General features: G+C 67.6%; 19 protein-coding genes. 9 read left to right on the top strand and 10 right to left on the bottom strand.

Annotated elements, in window-relative coordinates; genetic code table 11:
- Positions 1-82: 82 nt before the first annotated feature.
- The 6 genes from ACM9HJ_RS22730 to ACM9HJ_RS22705 all read left to right on the top strand — a co-directional run bounded on the left by ACM9HJ_RS22730 (position 83) and on the right by ACM9HJ_RS22705 (position 8,779).
- Positions 83-1,774 (top strand): glycoside hydrolase family 43 protein, encoded by a 1,692-nt coding sequence (locus tag ACM9HJ_RS22730; RefSeq protein ID WP_416574055.1) that lies wholly within the window; start codon positions 83-85, stop codon positions 1,772-1,774.
- Positions 1,775-1,970: 196 nt separating this feature from the next.
- A complete protein-coding gene (locus ACM9HJ_RS22725) occupies positions 1,971-3,653 on the top strand; it encodes a glycoside hydrolase family 43 protein (RefSeq protein ID WP_416574054.1) in 1,683 nt (560 codons plus the stop codon).
- A gap of 200 nt (positions 3,654-3,853) precedes the next feature.
- A complete protein-coding gene (locus ACM9HJ_RS22720) occupies positions 3,854-5,674 on the top strand; it encodes a glycoside hydrolase family 9 protein (protein WP_416574053.1) in 1,821 nt (606 codons plus the stop codon).
- 299 nt (positions 5,675-5,973) lie between these two features.
- On the top strand, positions 5,974-6,783 hold the full coding sequence (locus tag ACM9HJ_RS22715) for a DUF2306 domain-containing protein (RefSeq protein ID WP_416574052.1): 810 nt from the start codon (positions 5,974-5,976) through the stop codon (positions 6,781-6,783).
- Positions 6,784-6,929: 146 nt separating this feature from the next.
- The gene (locus ACM9HJ_RS22710) at positions 6,930-8,006 is read left to right on the top strand and encodes a sensor histidine kinase (protein WP_416574051.1); all 1,077 of its coding nucleotides are present in this window, start codon (positions 6,930-6,932) and stop codon (positions 8,004-8,006) included.
- On the top strand, positions 8,003-8,779 hold the full coding sequence (locus ACM9HJ_RS22705) for a LytR/AlgR family response regulator transcription factor (protein WP_416574050.1): 777 nt from the start codon (positions 8,003-8,005) through the stop codon (positions 8,777-8,779). Before ACM9HJ_RS22710 ends, ACM9HJ_RS22705 begins: the two co-directional genes overlap by 4 nt.
- 118 nt (positions 8,780-8,897) lie before the next feature.
- Here ACM9HJ_RS22705 and ACM9HJ_RS22700 read toward each other — a convergent pair whose 3' ends face one another.
- The 3 genes from ACM9HJ_RS22700 to ACM9HJ_RS22690 all read right to left on the bottom strand — a co-directional run bounded on the left by ACM9HJ_RS22700 (position 8,898) and on the right by ACM9HJ_RS22690 (position 13,719).
- On the bottom strand, positions 8,898-12,020 hold the full coding sequence (locus tag ACM9HJ_RS22700) for a diguanylate cyclase (RefSeq protein ID WP_416574049.1): 3,123 nt from the start codon (positions 12,018-12,020) through the stop codon (positions 8,898-8,900).
- 144 nt (positions 12,021-12,164) lie between these two features.
- Positions 12,165-13,424, bottom strand: a complete 1,260-nt coding sequence (locus ACM9HJ_RS22695; protein WP_416574048.1) for a type II toxin-antitoxin system HipA family toxin — start codon at positions 13,422-13,424, stop codon at positions 12,165-12,167.
- A complete protein-coding gene (locus ACM9HJ_RS22690; RefSeq protein ID WP_416574047.1) occupies positions 13,411-13,719 on the bottom strand; it encodes a helix-turn-helix domain-containing protein in 309 nt (102 codons plus the stop codon). Before ACM9HJ_RS22690 ends, ACM9HJ_RS22695 begins: the two co-directional genes overlap by 14 nt.
- A gap of 168 nt (positions 13,720-13,887) precedes the next feature.
- Between ACM9HJ_RS22690 and ACM9HJ_RS22685 the strand changes: the two genes are divergently transcribed.
- The gene (locus tag ACM9HJ_RS22685; protein ID WP_416574046.1) at positions 13,888-14,097 is read left to right on the top strand and encodes a helix-turn-helix transcriptional regulator; all 210 of its coding nucleotides are present in this window, start codon (positions 13,888-13,890) and stop codon (positions 14,095-14,097) included.
- Positions 14,097-14,942: a hypothetical protein gene (locus tag ACM9HJ_RS22680; protein WP_416574045.1), complete on the top strand. Its 846-nt coding sequence runs from the start codon at positions 14,097-14,099 to the stop codon at positions 14,940-14,942. The genes ACM9HJ_RS22685 and ACM9HJ_RS22680 overlap by 1 nt, the downstream gene beginning before the upstream one ends.
- On the opposite strand, the gene ACM9HJ_RS22675 is transcribed toward ACM9HJ_RS22680, so the two are convergent.
- Genes ACM9HJ_RS22675 through ACM9HJ_RS22660 form a run of 4 tightly spaced genes read right to left on the bottom strand, consistent with a single transcriptional unit; the run spans position 14,939 to position 18,643 of the window.
- The gene (locus ACM9HJ_RS22675) at positions 14,939-16,084 is read right to left on the bottom strand and encodes an ABC transporter permease (RefSeq protein ID WP_416574044.1); all 1,146 of its coding nucleotides are present in this window, start codon (positions 16,082-16,084) and stop codon (positions 14,939-14,941) included. The two genes, ACM9HJ_RS22680 and ACM9HJ_RS22675, sit on opposite strands and share 4 nt — an antisense overlap.
- Positions 16,081-17,028, bottom strand: a complete 948-nt coding sequence (locus ACM9HJ_RS22670) for an ABC transporter ATP-binding protein (RefSeq protein ID WP_416574074.1) — start codon at positions 17,026-17,028, stop codon at positions 16,081-16,083. The genes ACM9HJ_RS22675 and ACM9HJ_RS22670 overlap by 4 nt, the downstream gene beginning before the upstream one ends.
- An 11-nt stretch (positions 17,029-17,039) precedes the next feature.
- On the bottom strand, positions 17,040-17,990 hold the full coding sequence (locus ACM9HJ_RS22665) for an HlyD family secretion protein (RefSeq protein WP_416574043.1): 951 nt from the start codon (positions 17,988-17,990) through the stop codon (positions 17,040-17,042).
- Positions 17,987-18,643: a TetR/AcrR family transcriptional regulator gene (locus tag ACM9HJ_RS22660; protein WP_416574042.1), complete on the bottom strand. Its 657-nt coding sequence runs from the start codon at positions 18,641-18,643 to the stop codon at positions 17,987-17,989. Before ACM9HJ_RS22660 ends, ACM9HJ_RS22665 begins: the two co-directional genes overlap by 4 nt.
- A 264-nt stretch (positions 18,644-18,907) precedes the next feature.
- Here ACM9HJ_RS22660 and ACM9HJ_RS22655 point away from each other — a divergent pair, with 264 nt between their 5' ends.
- On the top strand, positions 18,908-20,263 hold the full coding sequence (locus tag ACM9HJ_RS22655) for a protoglobin domain-containing protein (RefSeq protein ID WP_416574041.1): 1,356 nt from the start codon (positions 18,908-18,910) through the stop codon (positions 20,261-20,263).
- A gap of 133 nt (positions 20,264-20,396) precedes the next feature.
- Here ACM9HJ_RS22655 and ACM9HJ_RS22650 read toward each other — a convergent pair whose 3' ends face one another.
- The 3 genes from ACM9HJ_RS22650 to ACM9HJ_RS22640 are packed head-to-tail and all read right to left on the bottom strand — an operon-like array spanning position 20,397 to position 23,978.
- The gene (locus tag ACM9HJ_RS22650; RefSeq protein WP_416574040.1) at positions 20,397-21,989 is read right to left on the bottom strand and encodes a 2-oxo acid dehydrogenase subunit E2; all 1,593 of its coding nucleotides are present in this window, start codon (positions 21,987-21,989) and stop codon (positions 20,397-20,399) included.
- On the bottom strand, positions 21,982-22,995 hold the full coding sequence (locus ACM9HJ_RS22645; RefSeq protein ID WP_416574039.1) for an alpha-ketoacid dehydrogenase subunit beta: 1,014 nt from the start codon (positions 22,993-22,995) through the stop codon (positions 21,982-21,984). Before ACM9HJ_RS22645 ends, ACM9HJ_RS22650 begins: the two co-directional genes overlap by 8 nt.
- A 14-nt stretch (positions 22,996-23,009) precedes the next feature.
- Positions 23,010-23,978 carry a thiamine pyrophosphate-dependent dehydrogenase E1 component subunit alpha gene (locus ACM9HJ_RS22640; protein ID WP_416574038.1) on the bottom strand — a complete coding sequence of 323 codons (969 nt, stop codon included), beginning with the start codon at positions 23,976-23,978 and terminating at the stop codon, positions 23,010-23,012.
- Between the last annotated feature and the right edge of the window lie 12 nt (positions 23,979-23,990).

Here is a 23,990-nt window from a genome sequence, read left to right as displayed (position 1 = left end):
GCCCCGTCAAATCCCTGGACACGCCTCCCACCTTTCCCCATGATAACGCTAACAATCCGAAACGGATGGCGTTGGGGGGAACATGGTCAAGGCAGTTTGGGCGCCGCTGTTGGCGCTCGCGCTGATGCTGGGATTATCCGACGCCGGATATGCCGGTGAGGCGCGGTTCGACTGGTTCGAATATCAGGGGGCGGACCCGATTGACGCCAAGGTCATCCTGGAGCCCGGCAAGTACCGCAATCCCATCCTGGCCGGTTTCTATCCCGACCCGTCGGTCACGCGGGTCGGCGATGATTTCTATCTGGTCAATTCCAGCTTCGGCTGGCTGCCGGGCCTGCCTTTGTTCCATAGCCGCGATCTGGTCAACTGGACACAAGTCTCCAACGCCATCGACCGGCCGGGCATGGTGGATGTCGGCAAGGGCGGCCTGACCGGCGGCCTGTTCGCCCCGTCGATCAGCCACCATGACGGCCTCTACTACATCGTCAATACCTGCTTCTATTGCGGCGGCAATTACGTGATCACCGCCAAGGACCCCAAGGGTCCCTGGTTCGGCCCCGTCTGGCTTCCCGACCTGGGCCACGGCATCGACCCGTCCCTGTTCTTCGACAAGGATGGCCGTGCCTGGATCGTCAATAACGACCTGCCGGCCGGGGCCAAGGAGGATTACGAGGGCCACCGCGCCCTGTGGATCCAGGAATTCGATCCCAAGAACCTGACCACCAAAGGCCCGCGCACGATGATCGTCAATGGCGGCGTCGATATCGCCACCAAGCCCGTCTATGTCGAAGGTCCGCATCTCTACGCCAAGGATGGCTTTTATTACCTGACCGCGGCGGAGGGCGGCACCGGCCCCGCCCATGCCCAGATGATCTGGCGTTCCAAGTCCCCCACCGGCCCCTATGAACCCGGCCCCGTCAATCCGATCCTGACGCAGCGCGACCTGTCGCCGGGCCGGGCCGACCCGGTGGAGGCGGCAGGCCATGCCGATCTGGTGCAGTTGCCCAATGGCGACTGGTGGGCCGTGTTTCTGGCCGTGCGCCCCTATGCCGGGGGCGAGATGTTCAATACCGGGCGGGACACGTTCCTGCTGCCCGTGCGCTGGGTCGATGGCTGGCCGCGCATCCTGGATGCCGGCAGCGTCATCCCGCGCAAGGCTGCCAAGCCCAACCTGAAGCCGGGCAATCCGGGGCTGCCCACCACCGGCCCCATGGTGATCCGCGATGATTTCGACGGGCCATCCCTGGCGCCCTATTGGATGACCCCACGCCGGCTGGGCGGCAACTGGCACCGGCTGGCGGATGGCGCCCTCCATCTCATCCCCCGCCCCGTGGGGCTGGGCGACCGCGCCGACCCCTCGCTCTGGGCGCGGCGGCAGCAGCATATGGATGCCCGCTTCACCACCGAACTCAGCTTCACCCCCGACAGGCCCGGCGACCGCGCCGGCCTGGCCGTCATGCAGAATGATGAGCATTGGTACCGCCTGACCCTGGAGCGGGCAGCTGACGGTACCCGCGTCGTGCGTGTCGCCGTGCGGGCAGGGGAGAAGCAGGACAAGACGGGCAAGGTGCTGGCGACCCGGCCCGTGCCCGCCACCGGTCCGGTGCAGCTGCGGGTGACGGCGCGCGGCGGGGCCTATGATTTCCTGGTCTCGGCCGGCCCCGAAGGCTGGGTCCCGGTGCTGACCGGCGCCGACGGCACCATCCTGTCCACGGCCACGGCCGGCGGCTTCCTGGGCGTGCTGGCCGGGCCCTATGCGGAGGCGGGGCGGTAGATGGGGTTTGGGCTGTGAGGGTTATCAGCAATCTCCACCGTCACCCCGGCGAAGGCCGGGGCCCAGGTCGTAGAGCGAGGCGCTTGTCACTTGGGCCCCGGCCTTCGCCGGGGTGACGGTGGTAGCAGGTGGCAATGACGGTACTCCAAACAATCTGTTGAAAGACCAACAACCAACAATCAAACCGGAGGAAGACATGGGACGCATCGTTCCCGCCCTGGCGCTGCTGGCCCTGCTGGCCGCCCCCGCGGCACAGGCAGCCGATACGGCGCGCTTCGACTGGCTGGACTATCGCGGAAGCGATCCCGCCGACGCCATCGCCAGGCCGGAACCGGGCGAATATCGCAATCCCATCCTGTCGGGCTATTACCCCGATCCCTCCATCACGCAGGTGGGGGAGGATTATTATCTGGTCAATTCCACCTTCGCCTGGTTCCCCGGCATCCCGGTCTTCCATTCCCGCGATCTGGTGAACTGGACGCAAGTAGGCAATGCCATCGACCGGCCAACCCAGCTGGATTTCAAGGCGTTGGGCCTGTCGCGCGGCGTGTTCGCGCCGGCCATCGAGCATCACGACGGCACCTTCTACATCATCAATACCTGCGTGGATTGCGGCGGCAATTTCATCATCACCGCCAGGGACCCCAAGGGCCCGTGGAGCGACCCGGTCTGGCTGCCCGATCTGGAGGGCGGCATCGACCCGTCGATCTTCTTCGATACCGACGGCCGCGCCTGGATCGTCAATAACGGCCCGCCGGTGGGGGAGCCGCTGTACCAGGGCCACCGTGCCATCTGGGTGCAGGAGTTCGACGCAAAGGCCATGAAGACCATCGGCCCGCGCAGCGTGCTGGTGAATGGCGGCGTCGATATCTCGAAAAAGCCCATCTGGATCGAAGGCCCGCATCTGTTCCGCAAGGACGGCTTCGTCTATCTGATCGCGGCGGAGGGCGGGACGGCCATCAACCATTCGCAGGTGGTGCTGCGCGGCCCGTCCCCCACCGGCCCCTTCACGCCGAACCCGTCCAACCCGATCCTGACGCAGCGCGACCTGCCCGCCGACCGGCCGCATCCCGTCACGTCGGCCGGCCATGCCGATTTCGTGGTGACGCCGCAGGGCGACTGGTGGGCGACCTTCCTGGCCGTGCGCCCCTATGGTGACGATCTCTACAATACCGGGCGGGAGACGTTCCTGATGCCGGTGCGCTGGGTCGATGGCTGGCCGCGCCTGACCGATCCGGGACAGGCCATCCCCCTGACCCATGCCAAACCGACCTTACCCCCGCAACCTGCCCCGCCCATGCCCACATCCGGCCCGTTCCAGGTGCGGGACGAATTCGACGCCGCCGCCCTGCCCATGCACTGGATGACCCCGCGTAATCCCAAGGGCGATTGGTACGCGCTGGATAAGGGGGCCTTGGCGCTGAGGCTGCTGCCCGTCGGCCTGTCCGACCATGGCCACCCCGCCTTCTGGGCCCGCCGGCAGCAGCACAGGGACGCGGTGGTCGAAACCGCCTTGCGCTTCATCCCCGACCGGCCGGGGGAGCGGGCCGGGCTGGCGGCGATCCAGAGCGACGATTACTGGTTCCGCTTCACCATCGAACGCGAGGGCCATGGCATCGTCGCCCGTGTGGCCATGCGTGATGGCAAGGAAAAGCCCGCCGACGGCAAGGTGCTGGCCACACTGGCCGTGCCGCCCACCGGCCCCTACCGGCTGCGCATCACGGCCAGGGGCGGGGAATACGACTTCCACGTCGCCGGCCCCGGCCAGGACTGGCGCCCGGTGCTGACCGGGGCCGACGGCACCATCCTGTCGACGAAGAAGGCCGGCGGCTTCGTCGGCACCATGATCGGGCCATTCGCGCAAGGGGTGGGGAAGTGATGAACCGTTACGTCTCTTGTGGGCTGTGAGGGTTCCAACAATATCCGCCGGGGTGACGGTAGAGAGGGTGGCAACGATGGTGCCCAAGAGTTTCGCGGGGAAGGCACGCAAGTGCGCTTGTTGAAGCCACCACCCAAACCTTCCGCACGCGCGTCAGGTTTGCCATGATCCCCGACGGTCCCAATAATGGAGCGCCAGGAATGCGCCTGTCCCTGATCCTGGTCACGCTGCTGGCCCTTGCGGTGCCGGCCGTGGCCCAGGATGCACCCATCAACCCCATCCGCCTGAATCAGGCCGGCCTGCTGGCCAAGGGGCCGAAGCAGGCCATGGTGCCGGACGCGGCACCCAAGCCGCTGCCCTGGACCCTGCGCGATGCCAAGGGCCAAACCGTGGTCAGTGGCACGACCCGCGTCACCGGCGATGATGATGGGTCGGGCCAGCACCTGCATCTGGTGGATTTCAGCACCCAGAGCGTCACAGGCGACGGCTTCACCCTGCTGGTCGGTGACAAGACCAGCCGCCCGTTTGCCATCGGTGCCGGCCCCTACCGGCTGCTGAAGCGCGATGCGCTGGCCTATTTCTACCATAACCGTGCCGGCATCCCGATCGAGACGCGCTATGTCGGCGCCAGCTGGGCCCGGCCTGCCGGCCATCCGAAAGAGGTCGCCCCCTGTTTCGGCGGGCAGGACAAGGCGGGTAATGACTGGCCGGCCTGTACCCATAGCCTGAACGTCACCGGCGGCTGGTACGATGCCGGCGACCACGGCAAATACGTGGTCAATGGCGGCATCTCGCTCTGGACCCTGCTGAACCTCTATGAGCGCCAGGCATTGCGCGGCAAGGGTCATGCCTTTCCCGACGGGTCCGCCGCCATTCCCGAAGCCGGCAATGGCGTCAACGACCTGCTGGACGAGGCGCGCTGGCAGATGGAGTTCATGCTGTCGATGCAGGCGCCAGCCGGGGCCCGCATGGCCCTGCCGCTGGGGGCGCAGAACCCCAAATCCAAGCTGGTCTTCACCCCCGATATCGACGTGTCGGGCATGGCCCATCACAAGGTGGCGGATGAGCGCTGGACCGGCCTGCCGCTGGCCCCGCACCAGGATACCGAACGCCGCTTCCTCTATCCGCCCAGCACGGCCGCCACCTTGAACCTGGCCGCGACGGCGGCGCAGGCGGCGCGCATCTGGAAAGCCATCGACCCGGCCTTCGCCGAACGCTGCCTGAAGGCGTCGGTGCGCGCCTGGCAGGCCGCACTGCGCGTGCCCGACGCCCTGGCGCTCGGTGATTTCAACGGCAGCGGCGGCTATGGCGATGGTGATGTGTCGGACGAGTTCTTCTGGGCCGCATCCGAACTGCTGGCCACCACCCGCCAGCCCCTGTTCATGGAGGTGGTGACCAAGTCCACGCACTTCCAGAAGGAGGCCCTGGTCGAACCCTCCTGGGGCCAGACGGCACCCCTGGGCGCCCTGACCCTGGCGCTGTACCCCGAGATACTGTCCAGCCCCGATACCAGCCGCCTGCGCAGCATGATCCTGCGCGGCGCCGGCGGTTTCCTGAAGGAAGCGCAGGCATCCGGTTACCGCCAGCCCCTGGCGCCACGCGCCTATGGCTGGGGATCGAATTCCACCTTGATGAACCGGGCGATGATCCTGGCCTATGCCCGCGACCTGACGGGGGAGGGGAAGTATCGCGACGGGGTGGTGGATGTCGCCTCCTACCTGCTGGGCCGCAACCCGCTGGACATCTCCTACATCACCGGTTACGGCGCGCGGTCGATGCAGCATCCCCATCACCGGTTCTGGGCCCGGGTTCTGGACCCGGCATTCCCGCCCCCGCCACCGGGCGTGGTGTCGGGCGGCCCCAACATCACCAGCCTGGGCGAGGACGCCCGCAAGCGTATCGGCGTCTGCGCGCCGCAGACCTGCTGGAAGGACGATATCGACCTGTTCACGGTGAACGAGGTCACCATCAACTGGAACGCGCCGCTGGTCTGGCTGGCGGCGTGGCTGGACGAGGGGTGAGATTGCAGCCCCTTCGCGAAACTCTTGGGCACCATCGTTGCCACCCTCTCCACCGTCACCCCGGCGCAGGCCGGGGCCCAAGTGACAAGCGCTTCGCTCTACGATTTGGGCCCCGGCCTTCGCCGGGGTGACGGTAGATATTATCGGAACCCTCACAGCACAGACTTGCGCGGTTTAAGCACGGTGTTGCAGAGGGGTGATCCCCCACCCATCGCCCCCAACCGTCACCCATCGCACGCCCACCCCCACCCATCGCCCCACCCCGCACCATGGCCCATCGCAACCCGATGGAGGCAACCATGGTGCTGACCGCGACATTGTCCGAAACTCCCGATCCGGCGAAAGCCGGCCGCTTTCTGGCGCGGGCGGGTGCCCTGTGGCTGGGTGTGGCCATCGCGGGGCAGCTGATTTTCGCCGCCTATATCGCCGCCATCTATGCCGGCGGCACCGCCGGCTGGAACCGGTCGCCGGCCGAGGGGTATGAGGCGGGAGATGTCATTGGCAACCTGATGTTCGGTCTGCATGTGCTGTTCGCCTTCATCATCATCCTGGGCGGGGCGGCGCAGCTGGTGCCGGCCTTGCGGCGGCGCATGCCGGCTTTCCACCGCTGGACGGGCCGGGCCTATATGCTGTCGGCCACCATCCTGGCCCTGGGTGGCATCGGGCTGGTCGCCTGGCGGGGGGCGGTGGGCAATGCTGTGATGCATGCTGGCACGCTTTCCAATGCCGGGGCCATCCTGCTCTGTGCCGGTTTCGCCTGGACCCATGCGCGCGGCCGCCGTTTCGACCTGCATCGCCGCTGGGCGCTGCGCCTGTTCCTGTGCGTTTCCGGTGTCTGGTTCTTCCGGGTCGGGTTGATGCTGTGGCTGCTGGTGTTCAAGGCGCCGGTCGGCTTCGACCCCAGGAGTTTCACCGGCCCCTTCCTGGAATTCCTGTCCTTCGCGCAGTACCTGCTGCCGCTGGCGGTGCTGGAGCTTTACTTCCAGGCCCGCGACCGGGGCGGGGCCGTCGCACGCCATGCGGTGGCGGGGTTGCTGTGCGTGCTGTCGCTGGCCACGGCGGGTGGTATCTTCGGGGCGACCATGGGCATGTGGCTGCCAAGGATATAAACCGGATCCCGGCGGGATCCGGTTCGGCGGCGACTGCCGCCGCGCCGCACGTGCGGCGTAGCCAAGCCCACGGATGTGGGCGCCGGCGACTGAGGCCCGGTGATCGGTTACGATCAGCGGGAACGGCATGAATCAACAGGAAGGCGATGACGGAGGAGCGGACATTCGGGCAAAGGCTGCTGGCCATCGTGCATTGGCGCCGGCTGCGGGCGGCCGCGATCATGGCCGGGCTGTTCAGCCTGCTGCTGATGGCCAGCTGGGATGCCAGCAAATGGGTGCTGCTGTTCCGGCTGTTCATCCTGTGCCTGATGTGCGTGCTGGCCTTCGGTTTCTGGGAACAGTTCCCCCGCCGCCTGCCGCGCTGGATCGCGCGCTGGGTTCTGCAGGTGGTGGCCGTGGCCCTGACCATCCCGCCTACCATGATCGTGATCTATGTCCTGTCCACGCCCGACGGCGCCCCGCCCCTGTGGCAGGATCGGGAGCGGTTGCAGGGCCTGGCCTTTTTCATGGTCAGCGGTCTGTTGATCGGCCCCTGGGTGGCGCTTGGCGCCCTGGTCCGGCAGAAGGACGCCCTCGCCCGCACCCAGGCCTTGTCCTTTGCACTGGAACGCAGTGAGTTGGAACGCCGCGCCACCGATGCCCGCCTGGCCCTGATGCAGGCGCAGGTGCAGCCGCATTTCCTGTTCAACACGCTCGCCAATGTCCGGGCCCTGGTGGAGACGGGATCGCCCCAGGCCTTGCCCGTGCTGGACAGCCTGATCGCCTATCTGCGTGCCGCCGTGCCCCGCCTCAACGCCGCCAGCGCCACCATGGCGGATGAGCTGGCCCTGGTCCGGGCCTATCTGGACATCATGCGCATGCGCATTCCCGACCGCCTGTCCTTCCGTATCGATGCCGACCCGGCGACCCTGGCGCTGCCCTGTCCGCCCATGGCCGTGCTGACCCTGGTGGAAAACGCCGTGCGCCATGGCATCGACCCGGCGGAGGAGGGTGGGGAGATCGCGGTGGTGGTCGGCCTGGAGGGTGGGGTTTGCCATGTCCGTGTCGATGATGGCGGCCTGGGCCTGCGCCCCGGCACCGGCGGGCTGGGCACCGGCCTCACCACCCTGCGCCAGCGTCTGGCCCTGGCCTTCGGTCCCACCGCCAGCCTGTCGCTGGTGGAACGGGAAAGCGGTGGGGTCAGCGCCCGCCTGTCCTGGCCGGTGAAGGAAGCCGCCGCATGACCCGCCCCACCGCTTTGGTCGCCGAAGACGAACCCCTGCTGCGCGAAACCCTGATCCGCCAGCTTGGGCTGGCCTGGCCGGAACTGGAGATCGTGGCAGAGGCCCGCAACGGCCGTCAGGCGGTGGAATTGTTCGAGGCCCACCGCCCCACCATCTGCTTCCTGGACGTCCATATGCCCGGCCTGTCGGGGGTGGAGGCGGCGCGGGCCATCGGCAGGCGTGCGCATCTGGTCTTCGTCACTGCCTTCGACCGCTACGCGGTGGAGGCGTTTGCCCAGGGTGCCTTGGATTATCTGGTGAAGCCGGTGGCCGCCGAACGGCTGGCCGACACGGTGGAACGGCTGAAACAGCGCCTGCGCGCCGCCGAGCCGGCGGCCCTGCCGGATGAGTTGCTGGCCAGGCTGGCGGCGCAACTGCGCCCCGTCACCGCCCCGCGCCTGACCTGGCTGCGCGCCTCGGTCGGCCCCGTGGTGCGGATGATCGCGGCCGAGGATGTGGATTTCCTGCTGGCCGGCGACAAATACACCCATGTTGGCTGGCGCGGAGAGGGTGGGACCCCGCAGGAGGCGGTGATCCGCACCCCCATCAAGGATCTGGCCGAACAACTGGACCCCGACGGCTTCCGCCAGGTCCATCGCGGCGCCATCGTCAACCTGCGCGCCGTCAGCCATGTGGTGCGCGCGGAGAACGAGACGGCGACCATCCATCTGAAGGGAAGAGGGGAGACGATCCCGGTCAGCCGGGCCTATCTGCACCTGTTCCGGCAGATGTGATGGGTGGCTGGAGGTCATTGCCGGCCGTGGCCTTGCGGTGCATCATGGCGGATATCCGCAACCGGACGCGTATCATGGACAAGCCCGTCGAACCCGCCACCGGATGTTCTGACCTTTCTTAAGCCGCCACCACCACCCGGTTGCGTCCGGCGGCCTTGGCGGCGTAGAGCGCGCTGTCGGTGCGGTTGAACAGGCTGGTCTGGGTTTCCCGCTGCGGGTCGGCCTGGGCCAGGCCGATGCTGACCGTCACCCGGATATTGACCCCGTCCAGCACCACCGGCGCGCCGCCCACGGCGGTACGGATGCGTTCCGCCGCGATCTGGGCGGCGCTGGCATCGGTATGCGACGTCAGCACCACGAATTCCTCTCCACCATAGCGGGCCAGAAGGTCGGTGCCGCGCAGGGCATCCTGCGCGCGATGCGCCACCTCGCGCAGCACCGTGTCGCCCACAAGGTGGCCGTAGGTGTCGTTGACCTCCTTGAAATGGTCCAGGTCCAGCATCAGCACGCAGAAGGGTTGGCCGTGGCGCAGGGCGGCACTCCATTCCTGGTCCAGCCGTTCCATGAAGGCGCGGCGGTTATGGATGCCGGTCAGCGGGTCGCGGGTGGCTTGTTCGGCCAGACGTTCATTGGCGTCGCGCAGGCTGGCGGTGCGTTCGGCGACCTTGGCTTCCAGGTCGCGGGTGGCGCCGCTCAGCTTCTCGATGCGGGCGCGTTCCAGCAGCATGACGATGCCCGCCCCCGCCGACAGTGCCAGCACCACGCCCAGGAAGCGCACCCAGGCCCATTCGTACCAGAGATGGGGCACGGCCACGCCCACCACGCGTTCCGCCACCACGGCACCGGCGGGGTCCAGGGCGCGCAGGCGCAGGGCATAATGGCCGGGCGGCAGGTTGGTATAGGCGGCGACCCGCCTTTCCCCCTCCGGTTCCACCCAGTCGGTATCGAACCCGTCCAGCCGGTAGGTGTAATGCACCATGCCGGTGACGGCGAAATCCAGCAGGGCGAATTCCACCGTCAGGCGACGGTTGCCGGGCGGCAGGCGGATATCCGGGACCGCACCGGGCAGGTTCAGGGCGCTGGCATTGGCCGGTTGCCCGCCCGCCAGCACCCGCGTCACCGCCAGCGCGTCCAGATAGGCATGGGCGCGGATGTGGGAGGGCTGGACCAGCGTGATGCCGTTGGTGCCGCCGAACACCAGCCCGCCATCGGGCAGGGTGGTGACCGATCCCGGCAGATAGGAGGAGACATTGTGTGCCGCACCGGGCACCAGCCGCGACACGCTGAAATCATCGGGATCGATGGCGGCCAGGCCATTGTCGGTCGATGCCCAGATGCGCCCGTCCGACCCCAGCGCCAGGCTGGCGATGGTGTTGGACGGCATGCCGTTCTGGCGCGACACGGTGCGGAAGGTTGGACCTGCCCCCGGCACCAACGGTTCGCGCATCAGCGCCACGCCGCCGCCCACCGTGCCCAGCCACAGCCGCCCCTGCCGGTCCAGCGTCAGGGCCGAGACGTAATCATGCGGCAGGCTGTCGGGCTGGTCGGCCTCGCGATGGAAATGCCGGAAGGTCCCGTCTGGTGAAAGGAAATTCAGGCCATTGGCCGTGCCCACCCAGGCCGACCCGTCCGGGCGCGGCAGCACGGCCCAGACCTCGTTGTTGGACAGGCTGTCGGGCCTGGCCGGATCGGCGGTGAACAGGCTGGCCTGCCCGTCGGCCAGCGATTGCCGCACCAGGCCATAATAGGTGCCGACCCACAGATGCCGCTCGCCCATGCGCATGGTGGTGACGTCGCGGGTCTGGGTGCCGGGCAGGGGGGTGGCCTGTGGTGTGCGCTGGCCCGATGCGGGGTGCAGCCGGGCCAGCCCCGCCGTACCGACCCAAAGGTCGCCACCAGTACCCTGGATGGCATAGACGGGCGTGCCGGCCAGGGCACCCGGCGCCACGCCGCGTCCGAAGGGGATGATATGGCCGCTGGACAGGTCCAGCCGGTCCAGTCCGCCATCATCCTGGCCCAGCCACAGCCCGCCATCGGGGGCTGTCCACAGGCTCCAGGCGTCACGGCCGGAAAAGCCGCGCGACTGGCCCAGCGCCACGCTGGCGATGCCCGAGGGCACGGAATTGTGCCAGGCCACGCCCATGTTGGTGGCGACCCAGACCACGCCGCCCCGGTCCTTCAGGATGCCACGGGTGAAATTGCCCTTCAGCGCGCCGGGCACGTTGGGGTCGGCCCGGAACAGGCGCATGCGGTCCTGGCCGATGTCATATTCCGCCACCCCGCCGCCGAACAGCGAGATCCACAGCACGCCCGGCCGTTCCTCCACGATGCCGCGCACCGTGGCCCGGCCCAGCGGTGTGTCGCGCCCGGTCAGGCGCGGATGGGACCGCGCCTGGTCGTCATCTGGCCCGACGGAGACGATGCCGCCGCCATTGCTGCCGATCCAGACCCGGCCTTCCGGATCCTCGTAGAAACTCCAGATGCCGGTGGACAGCGCATAGGTGCTGTCCCCGTCCCCGCCGCGCAGCACCTGCCAGCGGCCGGTGCCGGCGGCGCGGCGGGCCACGCCCTTCTCCGTGCCGGCCCACAAGGTTCCCCGGCTGTCGCGGAAGATGGAAAAAACATAGCCGGCGGGGAAGCCCTGGTCGCCGGGCCGCACGCGTTCGCGCACCGTCAGGTCACGGCCGACATGGTCCAGCCCGGCCACGGTGGCAACCCACACCCCGTCCTGCCCGTCGGGTGCCAGGGCATAGACCTGGACATGGCCCAGCCCGTCCGGCCCCGCGCCCAGTGTGGCGAACCGGCCGGTGCGCGGATCGTAATAGGCGACGCCCGCCGTATGCGTGCCCAGCCACATGCCGCCATCGCTGGTGGGCTGCAACGCCCGCACGAAGCCGTTGGGCAGCGATCCGGGGTCGTGGGGATCATGGTCGAAGCTGCGGGTGGCATAGCCGTCGAAGCGGTTCAGCCCCCCCAGCGTGCCGACCCAGATGAAGCCCGTGGCATCCTGGGCCAGCGCCATGACGGTGTTGTTGGACAGGCCGTTGGCCGTGGACAGGCTTTCGAACCCCACCTCCGCCCGTTCGGCAAGCACCGCGGAGGGATCGGCGGCCAGCACCGGCAGGGAGGAAAAGATGGTTAAGACAAGGACGAAGCAAAGCCACCCGGCCCGGCAGGCGGCCCCCAGGACAAGCACAGTCGAACCGGCCGGCGGCATCCTGCCGTGACGGCTGTCACGCACGTATCGTTACCCCGTTTCGTCAGATGACATATCATCGTATCTCAACTTTCTAGGTAAATCTCAAGGGCAGGTTGAGAGACAAGGCCGGGTTTATGGCCGATGGTTCTGTTGTGCCGTCAGGGGTGGTGTGTCCGGTGTGGGCGCTCAACCCTGCCTGAACCGCTTGCGCACCTTCTCCAGCCCGCTCGACACGGTGGCGCACGTCTGTGCCGAGACGCCGAACGCGCTGGCAATCTTCTGCCACTGTCCGACGGCTTCCAATACTTGTTCGATTGCCGTCTGAGCCTCGCCCTTGGCGATGCCTGTGCTCGTCGCCAGCCGCAGCAGGTCGGTTCTTCCGGGTTGACGGGCCTCGCCGGCGATATCCATCTGGTGTTCGCCGCCCGGACCGGCAGCGAAGGTCAGGTCGTAAGCGGGGGTGAGACGCCACCGGCCCGACCGGTCCATGGCGAAGGCATGCTGTTTGGAGTGGTCGTCACGGTTATGGGCCAGGACATTGAAGGCAGCGCGCCGGAAAGCTTCCCCCATCTCTGTCGCGTCGCCCGTAACCTGCTTTGTGGCTTGCAGGAACTGCCGATACCCGATGGAGGTCGGCCCTGGTGGAGCCTCCAGGATGGCGCAGAGGCTTTGCACATGGAGGCGGCGCATTCCGTCGCGATCGAAGCGGCGCACCGCGAAGAAGCCCGGCCCCTCGGGGGCGGGGATCAGCCTGGAGGCGGGCACATACAGGCCCGCCAGTGACGCCATCTCCATATAGGCGGCCTCGACAGGGCCGATATCGGCGAAATCCTCCCGAGATCGGAATTTCACCATCCAATGCGTGTAGCCGGCGGGCAGCTCACCTTCGCCGTGGGTAAGGCCGCCCTTGCCATCCAGGCCCACCAGCACCTTTGGCCGGGCACCGCCGGGAGAACCACCGATACGCTGCAGCACCCGCAAGGATGCCGTCTCCCCACCATCCAGGATGCGCAAGGCATCTTCGGCCAATGTGGGCAGGTCGATACTGCCCGGTTCCGGCCCCTCCGGCGTGGTCGCGGGTTGATAGGTCAGCGCCCCGATGCCGACCTTGCCGACGCAGGCCAGCCGGTCCAGCGCCGTGATGGCGGAGACGGAAAGCCCCAGTCGGCCCGCACTGCGGTCCAGCAGCAGGCGTCCCCAACTGTCGGGGAGGCTGTCCGCGAAGACCCCGTGCAGGCCGCCGAAATAATCGGTCTGCGCACGCGCCGTGCCGCGCATGGGCGGATAGCTGCCCGCCGACGCATCGATGCCGGCGGCAAGATAGGCGGTGTCCGCCTCGAACAGTGCGCGGCCACGGTCGAAGGCCATCCGGCCGACAGGCAGGATATCGCCATCCCCGAAATCGAGAGTGACCACCAGGGCCGTGCCGGGCTCAAGCAGCCGCATGGCGCACCCGTGACGGCCGCTTCTGACGGCGCAGCACCTCGTCCAGGGATGGGGGCTCATCCTCCGGCCGGAAAAGGATCTGGAAGGCGTGGCCGGCATTCAGCAGGTCGGCGACCTTGACGAAATTCTCCAGGCTGCCGGCCCCCCTCCGTTCCATCATCCGGTAGGTGGACAGGGGGATGCCGGACCGGTCGGCGACATCCTGCTGGCGCAGCTTGCGCTGGATGCGCAGGTCCCGCAGCCGGCCGCCGATCGCCGTACAGATCTCCGATGGGGTTTCGTTGAGGATCAGCATTTCATCACTTAACGGCAAGTTTTGTCGTTAATAAATATCATATTATCACTTAAGTGAAAAGCGATGATGCCAGGATCTTCTTTGTGGCTAGCAAAGCCTGTCAAGAACTCTTGACAGAATCGTCCCATCGCATGTAAAGAGTTCTTTACAAGTGATGAGGGCGGAGCCTTGCTGAACCATCTGAAGGACATGCGCGAGGCCAGGGGCTGGAGCCAGGGGGAGCTGGCGCGGCGGCTGGGCGTCTCGCGCCAGACCATCAATGCGGTGGAGACGGACAAATATGATCCGAGCCTGCCGCTGGCCCTGCGGATGGCCAAGCTGTTCGGTGTCGCCGTACCGGAACTGTTCATCGACAATTGGGAACCGGGGGAGGAATAATGACCATGGTCGCGGACAAGCACTTGCCGAAAGGCCGCAATTTCCTGATCTGGAGCGCCATCGGGGCGGTGGTCTGTACGATCGCCATCCTGGGCATGTCGTCGCTGAACGGCCAGGGCCTGTCGGGCACTATTTTCCGGTCGCCAACCGTGACCGCACAGGTTGGCCTGGCCCTGGTGCTGGCGGCCTCGTTCGTCGGGATGGTCATGCGCAAGGCGCCGGTCACCAGGCCGGCCATTGCCCGGTTCCTGGCGGGGAATGTCGCGGCCATCGCCCTGTTCATGGTGCTGTCATGGGGCTTCAGCACCCTGGCCGCCACCGCCGTTCCCGGCACGATCGGCGCCTCGGAAAAGGCGGCGCTGGCCACGGGGGCCGTGTTTTTCGTGCTGGGGGTGCTGACCATGGGTGTCTGTGCCAGCATCCGCTTCATGGCGGCGGACAAGGCGGAGGATCTGCGCCTGCAACGGCGAGAATTGATCTATGCCGCCGCCACCATGGTGGCCTGGGGAACGGCGCTGGTCCTGCTGGCGCTTTCCGGGCCGGTGGGCATCGTGCGGCCCATGGTGGCCCTGCCGGTCGCCCTGGCCCTGTACGCGACGGGCGGCGTGCTGGGCTTTGCCCAATGGCGGGCGATGGACGAGCTGAAGCGCCTGCTGTCGCAGGAGAGCGGCAACTGGACCTTCTATCTGCTGACAGTGGTCGGCGGGGGATGGGCGATCCTGGCCCATCTCGGCTTCGTGGCCGGGCCGGTGCCGCTGGACTGGCTGACCATGTTCTCCGCCCTGATGCTGGTGGCGTCGTTCATCGCCATCGGGCGGCGGGGGTTGCTGGTCCAGCCGCATTAATCCAGCGTCTGCCGATAGCGTTTTACCGCCAGCACCGACACGGCCAGCAGGAAGACCAGCATGGGCCACAGGTCGGGCCAGACCTGGGGGAAGCCGCTGGCCTTCAGCATCACGCCGCGCACCACGCGCAGGAAATGGGTGAGCGGCAGCGCCTCCCCGATGAACTGGGCCCAATCGGGCATGCCCCGGAAGGGGAACATGAAGCCCGACATCAGGATCGAGGGCAGGAAGAAGAAGAAGCTCATCTGCATGGCCTGCAGCTGGCTGCGGGCGAGCGTGGAGAACAGGAAGCCCATGGCCAGGTTGGCGGTGATGAAGATGATCATGCCGACACCAAGGGCGGCCGGATTGCCCAGCATGGGCACGCCGAACAGCAGGCGCGCGGCGGTCATGATCACCGCCACCTGCACCGCCCCCACCAGGATGAAGGGGGCCAGCTTGCCCAGCATCACCTCCGTCGGGCGTACGGGCATGGCCAGCAGGTTTTCCATGGTCCCGCGCTCGCGTTCCCGGGTCACGGCCATGGCGGTCATGATGATCATGGTCATGGTCAGAATGGTACCCATCAGGCCTGGCACGATATTGTGCTGGGTCAGGCCCTCGGGGTTGTAACGGCGCTGCACCCGCAGATCGACGGGGCCCGGCACCGGCGCCAGGGGGGAGAGCGCGCCCGTCAGGGTCGCGGTCATCACATTGTCCAGGATGCGCTGAAGCGCCCCCACGGCATTGCCCGTCGCGGCCGGGTCGGTGGCATCGGCCATGACCAGCAGGGCCGGCCGTTCGCCGCGCATCAGGTCGGTGCCGAACCCGGCCGGGATCTCCACCGCGAACTGCACCCGGCCCTGGTCCAGCATCAGGTCCAGCTGCTGCGGGTCCTCCGCCGTCACCGACAGGTCGAAATAATTGCTGGTCTGCAGGGCCGAGACGATGGCGCGGCTGAACTCGCTGTTGTCATGGGACAGCACGGCCGTGGGCAGGTGCTTGGGGTCGGCATTGATGGCGAAGCCGAACAGCATCAGCTGGATCAGCGGAATGCCGACCATCATGGCGAAGGTCAGCCGGTCCCGCTTCATCTGGATGAATTCCTTGATGACCAGGGCCACCAGCCGGGCGGGGCAGAAGCGGGGGGAAAGATCGCTCATGCCGCACCCGCCGGGCGGAAATTGTCCGGGGTCTGGCCCATCAGATGGATGAAGGCATCCTCCAAGGTCGGATCACCACGCCGCCAGTCCAGGCCGGTTTCGGCCTGCAAGGAGGCGACGGCCGCGTCCAGGGCGTTTGCATCCGGACCGCTGACATGCAGGGTGGCCCCGAAGGGTGCGACCATGGTGACGCCGGCCCGGCCCGACAGGGTGCGGGCCAAGCCAGCGATGCGGTCGGGCGGGCCGGAGACGTGCCAGGTGGACAGGCCCGATCCGGCCACCACCTCCTCCACCGTGCCGTCGGCCAGCAGCTTGCCATAGGCGAGATAGGCGATGCGGTGGCAGCGTTCCGCCTCGTCCATGTAATGGGTACTGACCAGCACGGTCATGCCCTCGGCCGCCAGGGCATGGATCTCGTCCCAGAATTCGCGCCGTGCCTTGGGGTCGACACCGGCCGTCGGCTCATCCAGCAGCAGCAGGGAAGGGTCGTGCAGGATGCAGGCGGCGAGCGCCAGGCGCTGTTTCCAGCCGCCCGACAGGGTGCCCGCCAGCTGGTCCTTGCGATGCGACAGGCCCAGCCTGTCCAGGGCGGCCGCCACGCGGGCGGGCCTTTCGGCGATGGCATAGAGCCTTGCCACGAAATCCAGGTTCTCCCGGATGGTCAGATCCTCATAGAGGCTGAATTTCTGGGTCATGTAGCCGACGCGCTGCTTGATGGCCCAGCTGTCGCGGCGGATATCGAAGCCCAGGCAGGTGCCTTCGCCCGCATCGGGCACCAGCAACCCGCACAGCATGCGGATGGTGGTGGTCTTGCCGCTTCCATTGGGGCCCAGGAAGCCATGGATGCGGCCGCGCCCCACGCGCAGGGAGACATTGTCGACCACCGTCCGGTCGCCGAACCGCTTGGTCAGGCCGCGCACATCGATGGCGATGCCGGCGCTGATGTCGGCCGGGCTCACGGTGCCGGCTCCGCCGAGACGGGCTGGCCGGGATGGAGTGCGGCCGGATCGGGGGTCAGTGCCGCTTCCACCCGGTAGACCAGCTTGGCGCGGGTCTCCCGGCTATAGATCACCGGCGGGGTATATTCGGCGTCGGATGCGATGCGGGTGACCTGGGCCGTCAGGCCGGGCTTGCAGCCGTCGCAGGTGACGGCAAGCTTGGCGCCCGGCGCCAGCCCCGCGCGGCGCGTCTGCGGCACGAACAGCACCAGCTTCACATGGTCGGGCGGCAGCAGGCTGACCACCACGCCGCCGGCCGGCGCCCATTCACCGGGGCGGCGCACGATGTCATCGACCAGGGCATCGGCCGGGCTGTCGATATGGCGCTGCGACAGGCGCCATTCCGCCTGGGCCACGCTGGCGCGGGCGGCCTCCACCGTGGCCTCGGCGGCGGCCAGCTGGTCCGGCCGGGCGGGCAGGCGGGCGGTGGCCAGCTGCGCCGTCACCTGCTCCAGCCGGGCGGCGGCCTGCGATGCGGTGGCCTGCGCCTGTTCCAGCCGCGCCCGCGCCGCCACGCTCTCCGCTGCCAGGGATTTCTGCCGATCCAGGTCCTGGCGGGCCAGTTTCAGGGCGGCATCGGCCTCCCGCCGCTGTGCCTCGAACCCCTTGATCTCTTCCGCCCTGGCACCCAGCCGCCGGTCGGCCAAGGCGGCTTCGGCCTGGGCCAGCCCGGCCTTCGCTTCCGCCAGGGCGGCGACGGCGGCGGTATCGTCCAGGGTGAACAGGCGCTGGCCCTTCTTCACCACGGTGCCTTCCGTTAGGGGCACCTCGCCGATCCAGGCGGCTTCCGGGGCGGCGATGCGTAGATAGTCGCCCTCCACATAGCCCTGCAGGGTGTTTCCATCATTGGACGGACCGCAGGAAGCCAGCGGCAGCAGCAGGGCAAGCGGGATCAGTTTACGGATCATGCGGCACCTCCCGTGCCTTGCTCGGCCGCGATCGACCGGATGAACAGGTCGGCATGGGTGGACAGCAGCGTTTCCACGGGCAGCGGCGTCTCATCCGTCGCGGCGAAGCCGGCCTGCCAAAGGGCCGCCATCAGCACCGGGGCCATGAACAGCCGGGCGGTGACCGCCGGGTCGGGCAGGGGCCGGAATTCGCCTGCCGCGATACCGTTGCGGATCAGGCCGGTCATCAGGCGCAGGCCGCGTTCCACCACCTCCCGCCGGTAGAAGCGGGCCATGTCGGGGAAGTTCCCCGCCTCCGACAGCACCAGCTTGGGGATCGCCACCAGCCTGGGATTGCCGATCACCGGCGCCAGCCCGGCCAGGATGGCGCGCAGCCGGGCGGATGCACTGCCGCCCCCGGCCTGCCCCACCCTTTCCAGCGCTTCCAGCCTTGGCAGGATGTTCTCGCGCACCAGCGCCTCGAACACCGCCTCCTTGGACGGGAAATAAAGATAGAAGGTGCCCTTGGCCACGCCGGCCCGGCGCGCGATGTCGTCCATGCGGGTGGCGGCAAAGCCCTTTTCCGCAAAGCAATCCAGGGCGGCGGCCAGCAGCTCCGCCGGCCGCGCCTCCTTGCGGCGGGAGCGGGGGCGGATGGGGGTGTCGTCGGTCATGGTGTCCACTTAATGACTGAACGGTCATTTATTAGCGAAACCCATGCCCAGGGTCAAGCAGGTGATGATTTGGTGACGGAACCATTAGTCTCTCAACCGTCTCCAATGTTACCGGTGTCCATTGGGCGGTTACCGATGTAATCACCGACTTTGATCACACCTGCTACGATTCATTGTGGTAATCGTTGGCGCCTAAAGTAGTTTAGCCGTCGTTCAAGAGCCGCGCGACCAAGCGGAAGCCTAAGGAAAACAGGGGAGTTGATCTTGGAACAGAGTGCCGCCGACTGGGAAGAACGCCTTGCCTTCGTGGGTATCGACGCGCAGGTGCGCGCGGTGCTGGCGGATGTGCGTCCCCGGATCGCCGCCGCCCTGCCGGGCATCATCGATGCGTTCTATGCGGACCTGAAGCGCTGGCCGTCGATGGTGGCGATGTTCCGCAACGAGGCGGCGATGCGCCATGCGCGCGAGAAGCAGCTTGAACATTGGCTGAACCTGTTCTCCGGCCGCTTCGATCAGTCCTATTTCGACGGGGTGAAGGCCATTGGCCGGGTGCATTCGGTGCTGGGGCTGGAACCGCGCTGGTACATGGGCGGCTATGCCATCACCCTGTCGCGCCTGTACAAGGCGCTGGTCACCGGGTCGGGCAGCCGCTGGAACAAGGCGGCGGCGGAAGCGGCACTGGCCGATGTGCTGCGCGCTGTCAACCTGGCGGTGATGCTGGACATGGATCTGGTCATCTCCGTCTATCTGGAGGAAAACGCCGCCCGCCATTCCGCCAAGCTGGATGAAATGGCGGCCCGGCTGGACGACCATGTACGCGGCATGGTGGATGGGGTGGCCCAGGCGGCATCGCAGCTGGATGGCAGTGCCGGCCAGATGCGCCGGTCGGTGGCCGACACCACCGGCATGGCCCGGTCCGCCCATATCGCCGCCGACCGTGCCGCCGACAATGTCGCCACCGTGGCGTCCGCGACGGAGGAACTGTCCGCCTCGATCGGGGAGATCGTGTCCCAGGTCGGGCGGTCGACGGCGGTGGCGCGCGAGGCGGTGGTGGAGGCCGGCAATGCCGAGGGCACGATCGGCGCCCTGGCGGAGGCGGCGGGACGCATCAACCAGGTGGTCGACCTGATCGCCGACATTGCCGAACAGACCAACCTGCTGGCGCTGAACGCCACGATCGAGGCGGCACGGGCCGGTGAGGCTGGCAAGGGCTTCGCCGTCGTGGCCGGCGAGGTCAAGCAGCTGGCCAACCAGACCGCCCGCGCCACGCAGGATATCGCCGCCCAGGTGGCGGAGATGCAGGCCCGCATGGGCAAGGCAGTGGACGCCATCACCACCATCGAGCGCACGATCCGCGAGATGGACCAGATTTCCGGCACCATCGCGGCGGCGGTGGAACAGCAGGGTGCCGCTACGGCGGAAATCGCCCGCAATGTGCAGATGGCCGCCATGGCCACGACGGAAGTGGGAGAGAATGTCTCCGGTGTCGCCGGTGCCGCCGACGCGGTCGGTACGGCCGCCGGCGAGGTAGGGGCGGCCTCGGCCGACCTGTCGCGTCAGGCGGATGGTCTGCGCAAAGGCTTCGACAGCTTCATCGGGGAATTGCGGGCGGCGAGGTAATGTAGAGCGCCTTTGCCCCCTTTTTGGGACTTCCTCGAAAGTCTGGGCTGTGAGGGTTCCAGCAATATCCATCGTCACCCCGGCGGAGAGAGTGGTAGCGAAGGTGCCCAAGAGTTTTGTGGGTGATCCCTACCTACAGCAGCAACCCGATCGGGTCCTCCAGCCGCCTGCCCAGGGCAGCCAGGAATTTCGCCCCCAGCGCCCCGTCAACGGCACGGTGATCACAGGACAGAGTCAGCGACATGACCGAGGCGAAGGCGACCCCGCCATCCGGCCGTTCCCGCGCCTCCCGCCTTGTCGTGCCGACGGCCAGGATGGCGCCTTGGGGCGGGTTGATGATGGCCTGGAACTGGCGGATGCCGAACATGCCCAGGTTGGAGAGGGTGAAGGTGCCGCCGCTGATCTCCTCCCTGGTCAGCGTGCGCTTGCGCGCCCGGTCGGCCAGGTCGGACGCTTTGGCGGAAATCGCCCAGGGGTCCAGCACCTCCGCCCCCTTGACAACCGGCGTCAGCAGCCCGCCCTCGATCGCCACGGCGACGGAGATATCGGCGGACCGGAAACGGCGGATACCGTCATCGGCCCAATGGACATTGACGTCGGGCACCTCCATCAGCGCGCACGCTGCTGCCTTCACCAGCAGGTCGTTGACCGACAGCCGGCAAGGGCTGTTGGGCCTGGCGTTCAGCTGTTCGCGGAAGGACAGCAGCGCATCCATGGTGACGTCGGCCGTCAGATAGAAATGCGGCACCGTCTGCTTGGCATTGACCAGGGCCGTGGCGATCGCCTTGCGCATAGGGGTCAGGGGCAGCAGGTCGTACGCCGCCGGGGCCACCGGGGCGGATGCCCGGTCCGCCGCGTCGCGCACATCCTGCTTGGTGGCGTGGCCCTTGGGGCCGGTGGGGGTGACATTGCACAGGTCGATGCCCAGGTCACCCGCCAGCTTGCGCGCGGCGGGGCCGGCCGCCGGCGGGGGTGGGGAGAGGGGTGCGGGAGGTGGGAGCAGGCCGCGGGCCCTGGCTGTCGTCTGCACATCGACCAGACTGACGCGGCCGCGTGCACCCGTGCCGATGATGCCGTGCAGGCTCATGCCAATCTTGCGGGCCAGCTTCTGGGCGATGGGGCTGGCATGGGGTTCGGGGCCGGTGGGGATGGGGGCTGGTGTCACTGCCGGGCGCGTGGCGGCGGCCCTTTCCACATCCTCCTGGCTGATGCGGCCCTTCTGGCCGGTGCCGGCGAGCGTGGAAAGATCGACGCCCAGCCTGTTGGCCAGCCGCCGCGCCAGCGGGCTGGCATATGCTGCTTCGTTGCGGGCGGAAAGGATGGCGGGGTCTACCCTTCCCGCCTCTCCACCGTCATCCTGGCTTTCGCCGGGATGACGGTTGGAAGGGGCGGGGGCGTTACTGCCCCCCTCCTTCGGCTCGAACGACACATCGATCGCCCGATACCCTTTCACGAACGCGTCGATCGCACTTTCCGGCACCGACGCGTCGGCCAGCACCGCGATCAGGGCGCCCACGGGCAGTGTGTCGCCGGGCCGGGCCAGTTGCCGGCGCAGGGTGCCACCAACCTCCAGGTCGAGGGTGTTGACGATCTTCTCCGTCTCGATATCGACCAGTTCGGCACCCTTCTCCGCCGTGGCGCCTAGGGCCAGGTGCCAGGCGGAAAGCGTGCCTTCCGACATTTCGATGCCCCATTTGGGCAGGGTGATGGGGTGGATCTCAGCCATCGGCCAGCACCTTGGCGATTGCGGCCTCGATCTGGGCGGGGCCGGGCACATAGGCCCGTTCCAGTTCCCGCGCGAACGGCACCGGCGTGTGCGGGGCGGTCACCAGTTCGATCGGGGCTTTCAGGTCGCGGAAGCCCTTCTGCGCTACGATGGCGGCGATGTCGGACGCCACCGAACAGCGCGGCGGGCTTTCATCCACCACCACCAGCCTTCCGGTATTGGACACGCTTTCCAGGATGGTTTCCTCATCCAGCGGGCTGGTGGTGCGCGGGTCGATCAGGTCGCAGGTGATGCCCTCGGCCGCCAGCTTGTCCACCGCCTTCTCCGCGAACGGCACCATGCGGCCAAGCGCCACGACGGTGACATGGTCGCCCTCGCGCACCAAAGCCGCCTCCCCGAACGGGATGGCGTAATCGCCCTCGGGCACCTCGCCCTTGCGGCTGTACAAGGCCTTGTGTTCGAAGAACACCACCGGATCATCGTCGCGGATGGCGGTCAGCATCAGGCCCTTGGCATCGTAGGGCGTGGACGGCACCACCACCTTCAGGCCCGGCACGGCGGTCATGAAGGGATAGATCGTCTGCGAATGCTGGGCCGCACAGTTCATGCCGGCGCCGAACGACATGCGGATGACCAGCGGCGTGCGCGCCTTGCCGCCGAACATGTAGCGGAATTTGGCGGCCTGGTTGAAAATCTGGTCCATGGCCACGCCGACGAAATCGGCGAACATCAGCTCGGCCACGGGGCGCAATCCCGCCAGCGCCGCGCCATTGGCGGCGCCGATGATGCAGCTTTCGGAAATGGGCGTGTCGATGACCCGGCCGTCGCCGAACTTGTGGATCAGGCCCTTGGTGACGCCGAAGATGCCGCCGGCGGCATCGCGCTGGCCGGACGTTCCCCCGGCCCCACCGGACACATCCTCCCCCAGCACGATGACGCGGGGGTCGCGTTCCATTTCAAGATGCAAGGCCTCGTTCAGGGCCTCGCGCATGGTGATGACGGGCATTCATCCTCTCCCGTTCAATAGCTGATATAGACGTCGGTCAGCACATCGGCCGGCACCGGCGGGGCCGCCGCCTTGGCCGCAACCGTCGCCGCATCGATCTGCGCCAGCACCTCGGCATCAATGGCGTCCAGCGTGGCCGCATCCAGCAGCCCCGCCTCGGTGACGCGGGCGCGGAAGCCCTTCAGGCAGTCGCTTTCCTCGCGGAACCGCTCCACCTCGCCCTTGGCGCGGTAAAGCTGGGGATCGCCCTCGAAATGGCCGAAATAGCGGGTGCAGGTGGCATAGACCGCCGCCGGCCCACCACCCTTGCGCGACACGTCCAGTGCCTGGCGCATCGCCTCGTACACGGAGAAGAAATCGAAACCGTCGGCGCGGAACACCGGGATGCCGAACCCTTCCACCCGCCGGCCCAGATCCTGGCCGGCCAGGGAATAGGCTGATCCCGTATGCTCCGAATAACCATTATTCTCGAACACGAAGATCTTCGGCACCTTCAGCACGGCGGCCATGTTGAGGGCCTCCAGCACCGTGCCCTGGTTGGACCCGCCATCGCCGGTGAAGCTGACGGCGACATGGCCTTCGCCCGCCAGCTTGGCGGCGATGGCGGCCCCCACGGCGATGGGCGGGCCGCCGCCGACGATGGCGTTGGCGCCCAGCATGCCCTTGTCCAGATCGGCGATATGCATGGACCCGCCCTTGCCCTTGCACAGGCCGTCGGCACGTCCATAGATCTCCTTCATCATCCCGTCGACGTCACAGCCCTTGGCGATGCAATGGCCATGGCCGCGATGGGTGGATGCGATCCAGTCCTTGTCGGTCAGGTGTTCGCATACACCGACGGCCACGGCCTCCTGTCCCGCATAGAGGTGGGTGAAGCCGGCGATCTCCCCGGTGCGGTTCTCGATATGAAGCCGCTCCTCGAATTCGCGGATGGTCCGCATGCGGCGGTACGCCTGAAGCAGTTCGTCGCGGTTGAGCTGCATGGTTGGTTCCTT

The sequence above is a fragment of the Niveispirillum sp. KHB5.9 genome, from assembly GCF_048066115.1.
Lineage (GTDB): Bacteria > Pseudomonadota > Alphaproteobacteria > Azospirillales > Azospirillaceae > Niveispirillum.
The sequence above is the reverse complement of the archived record's forward strand: the minus strand, read 5'-3'. Positions and strand labels throughout refer to the sequence as shown.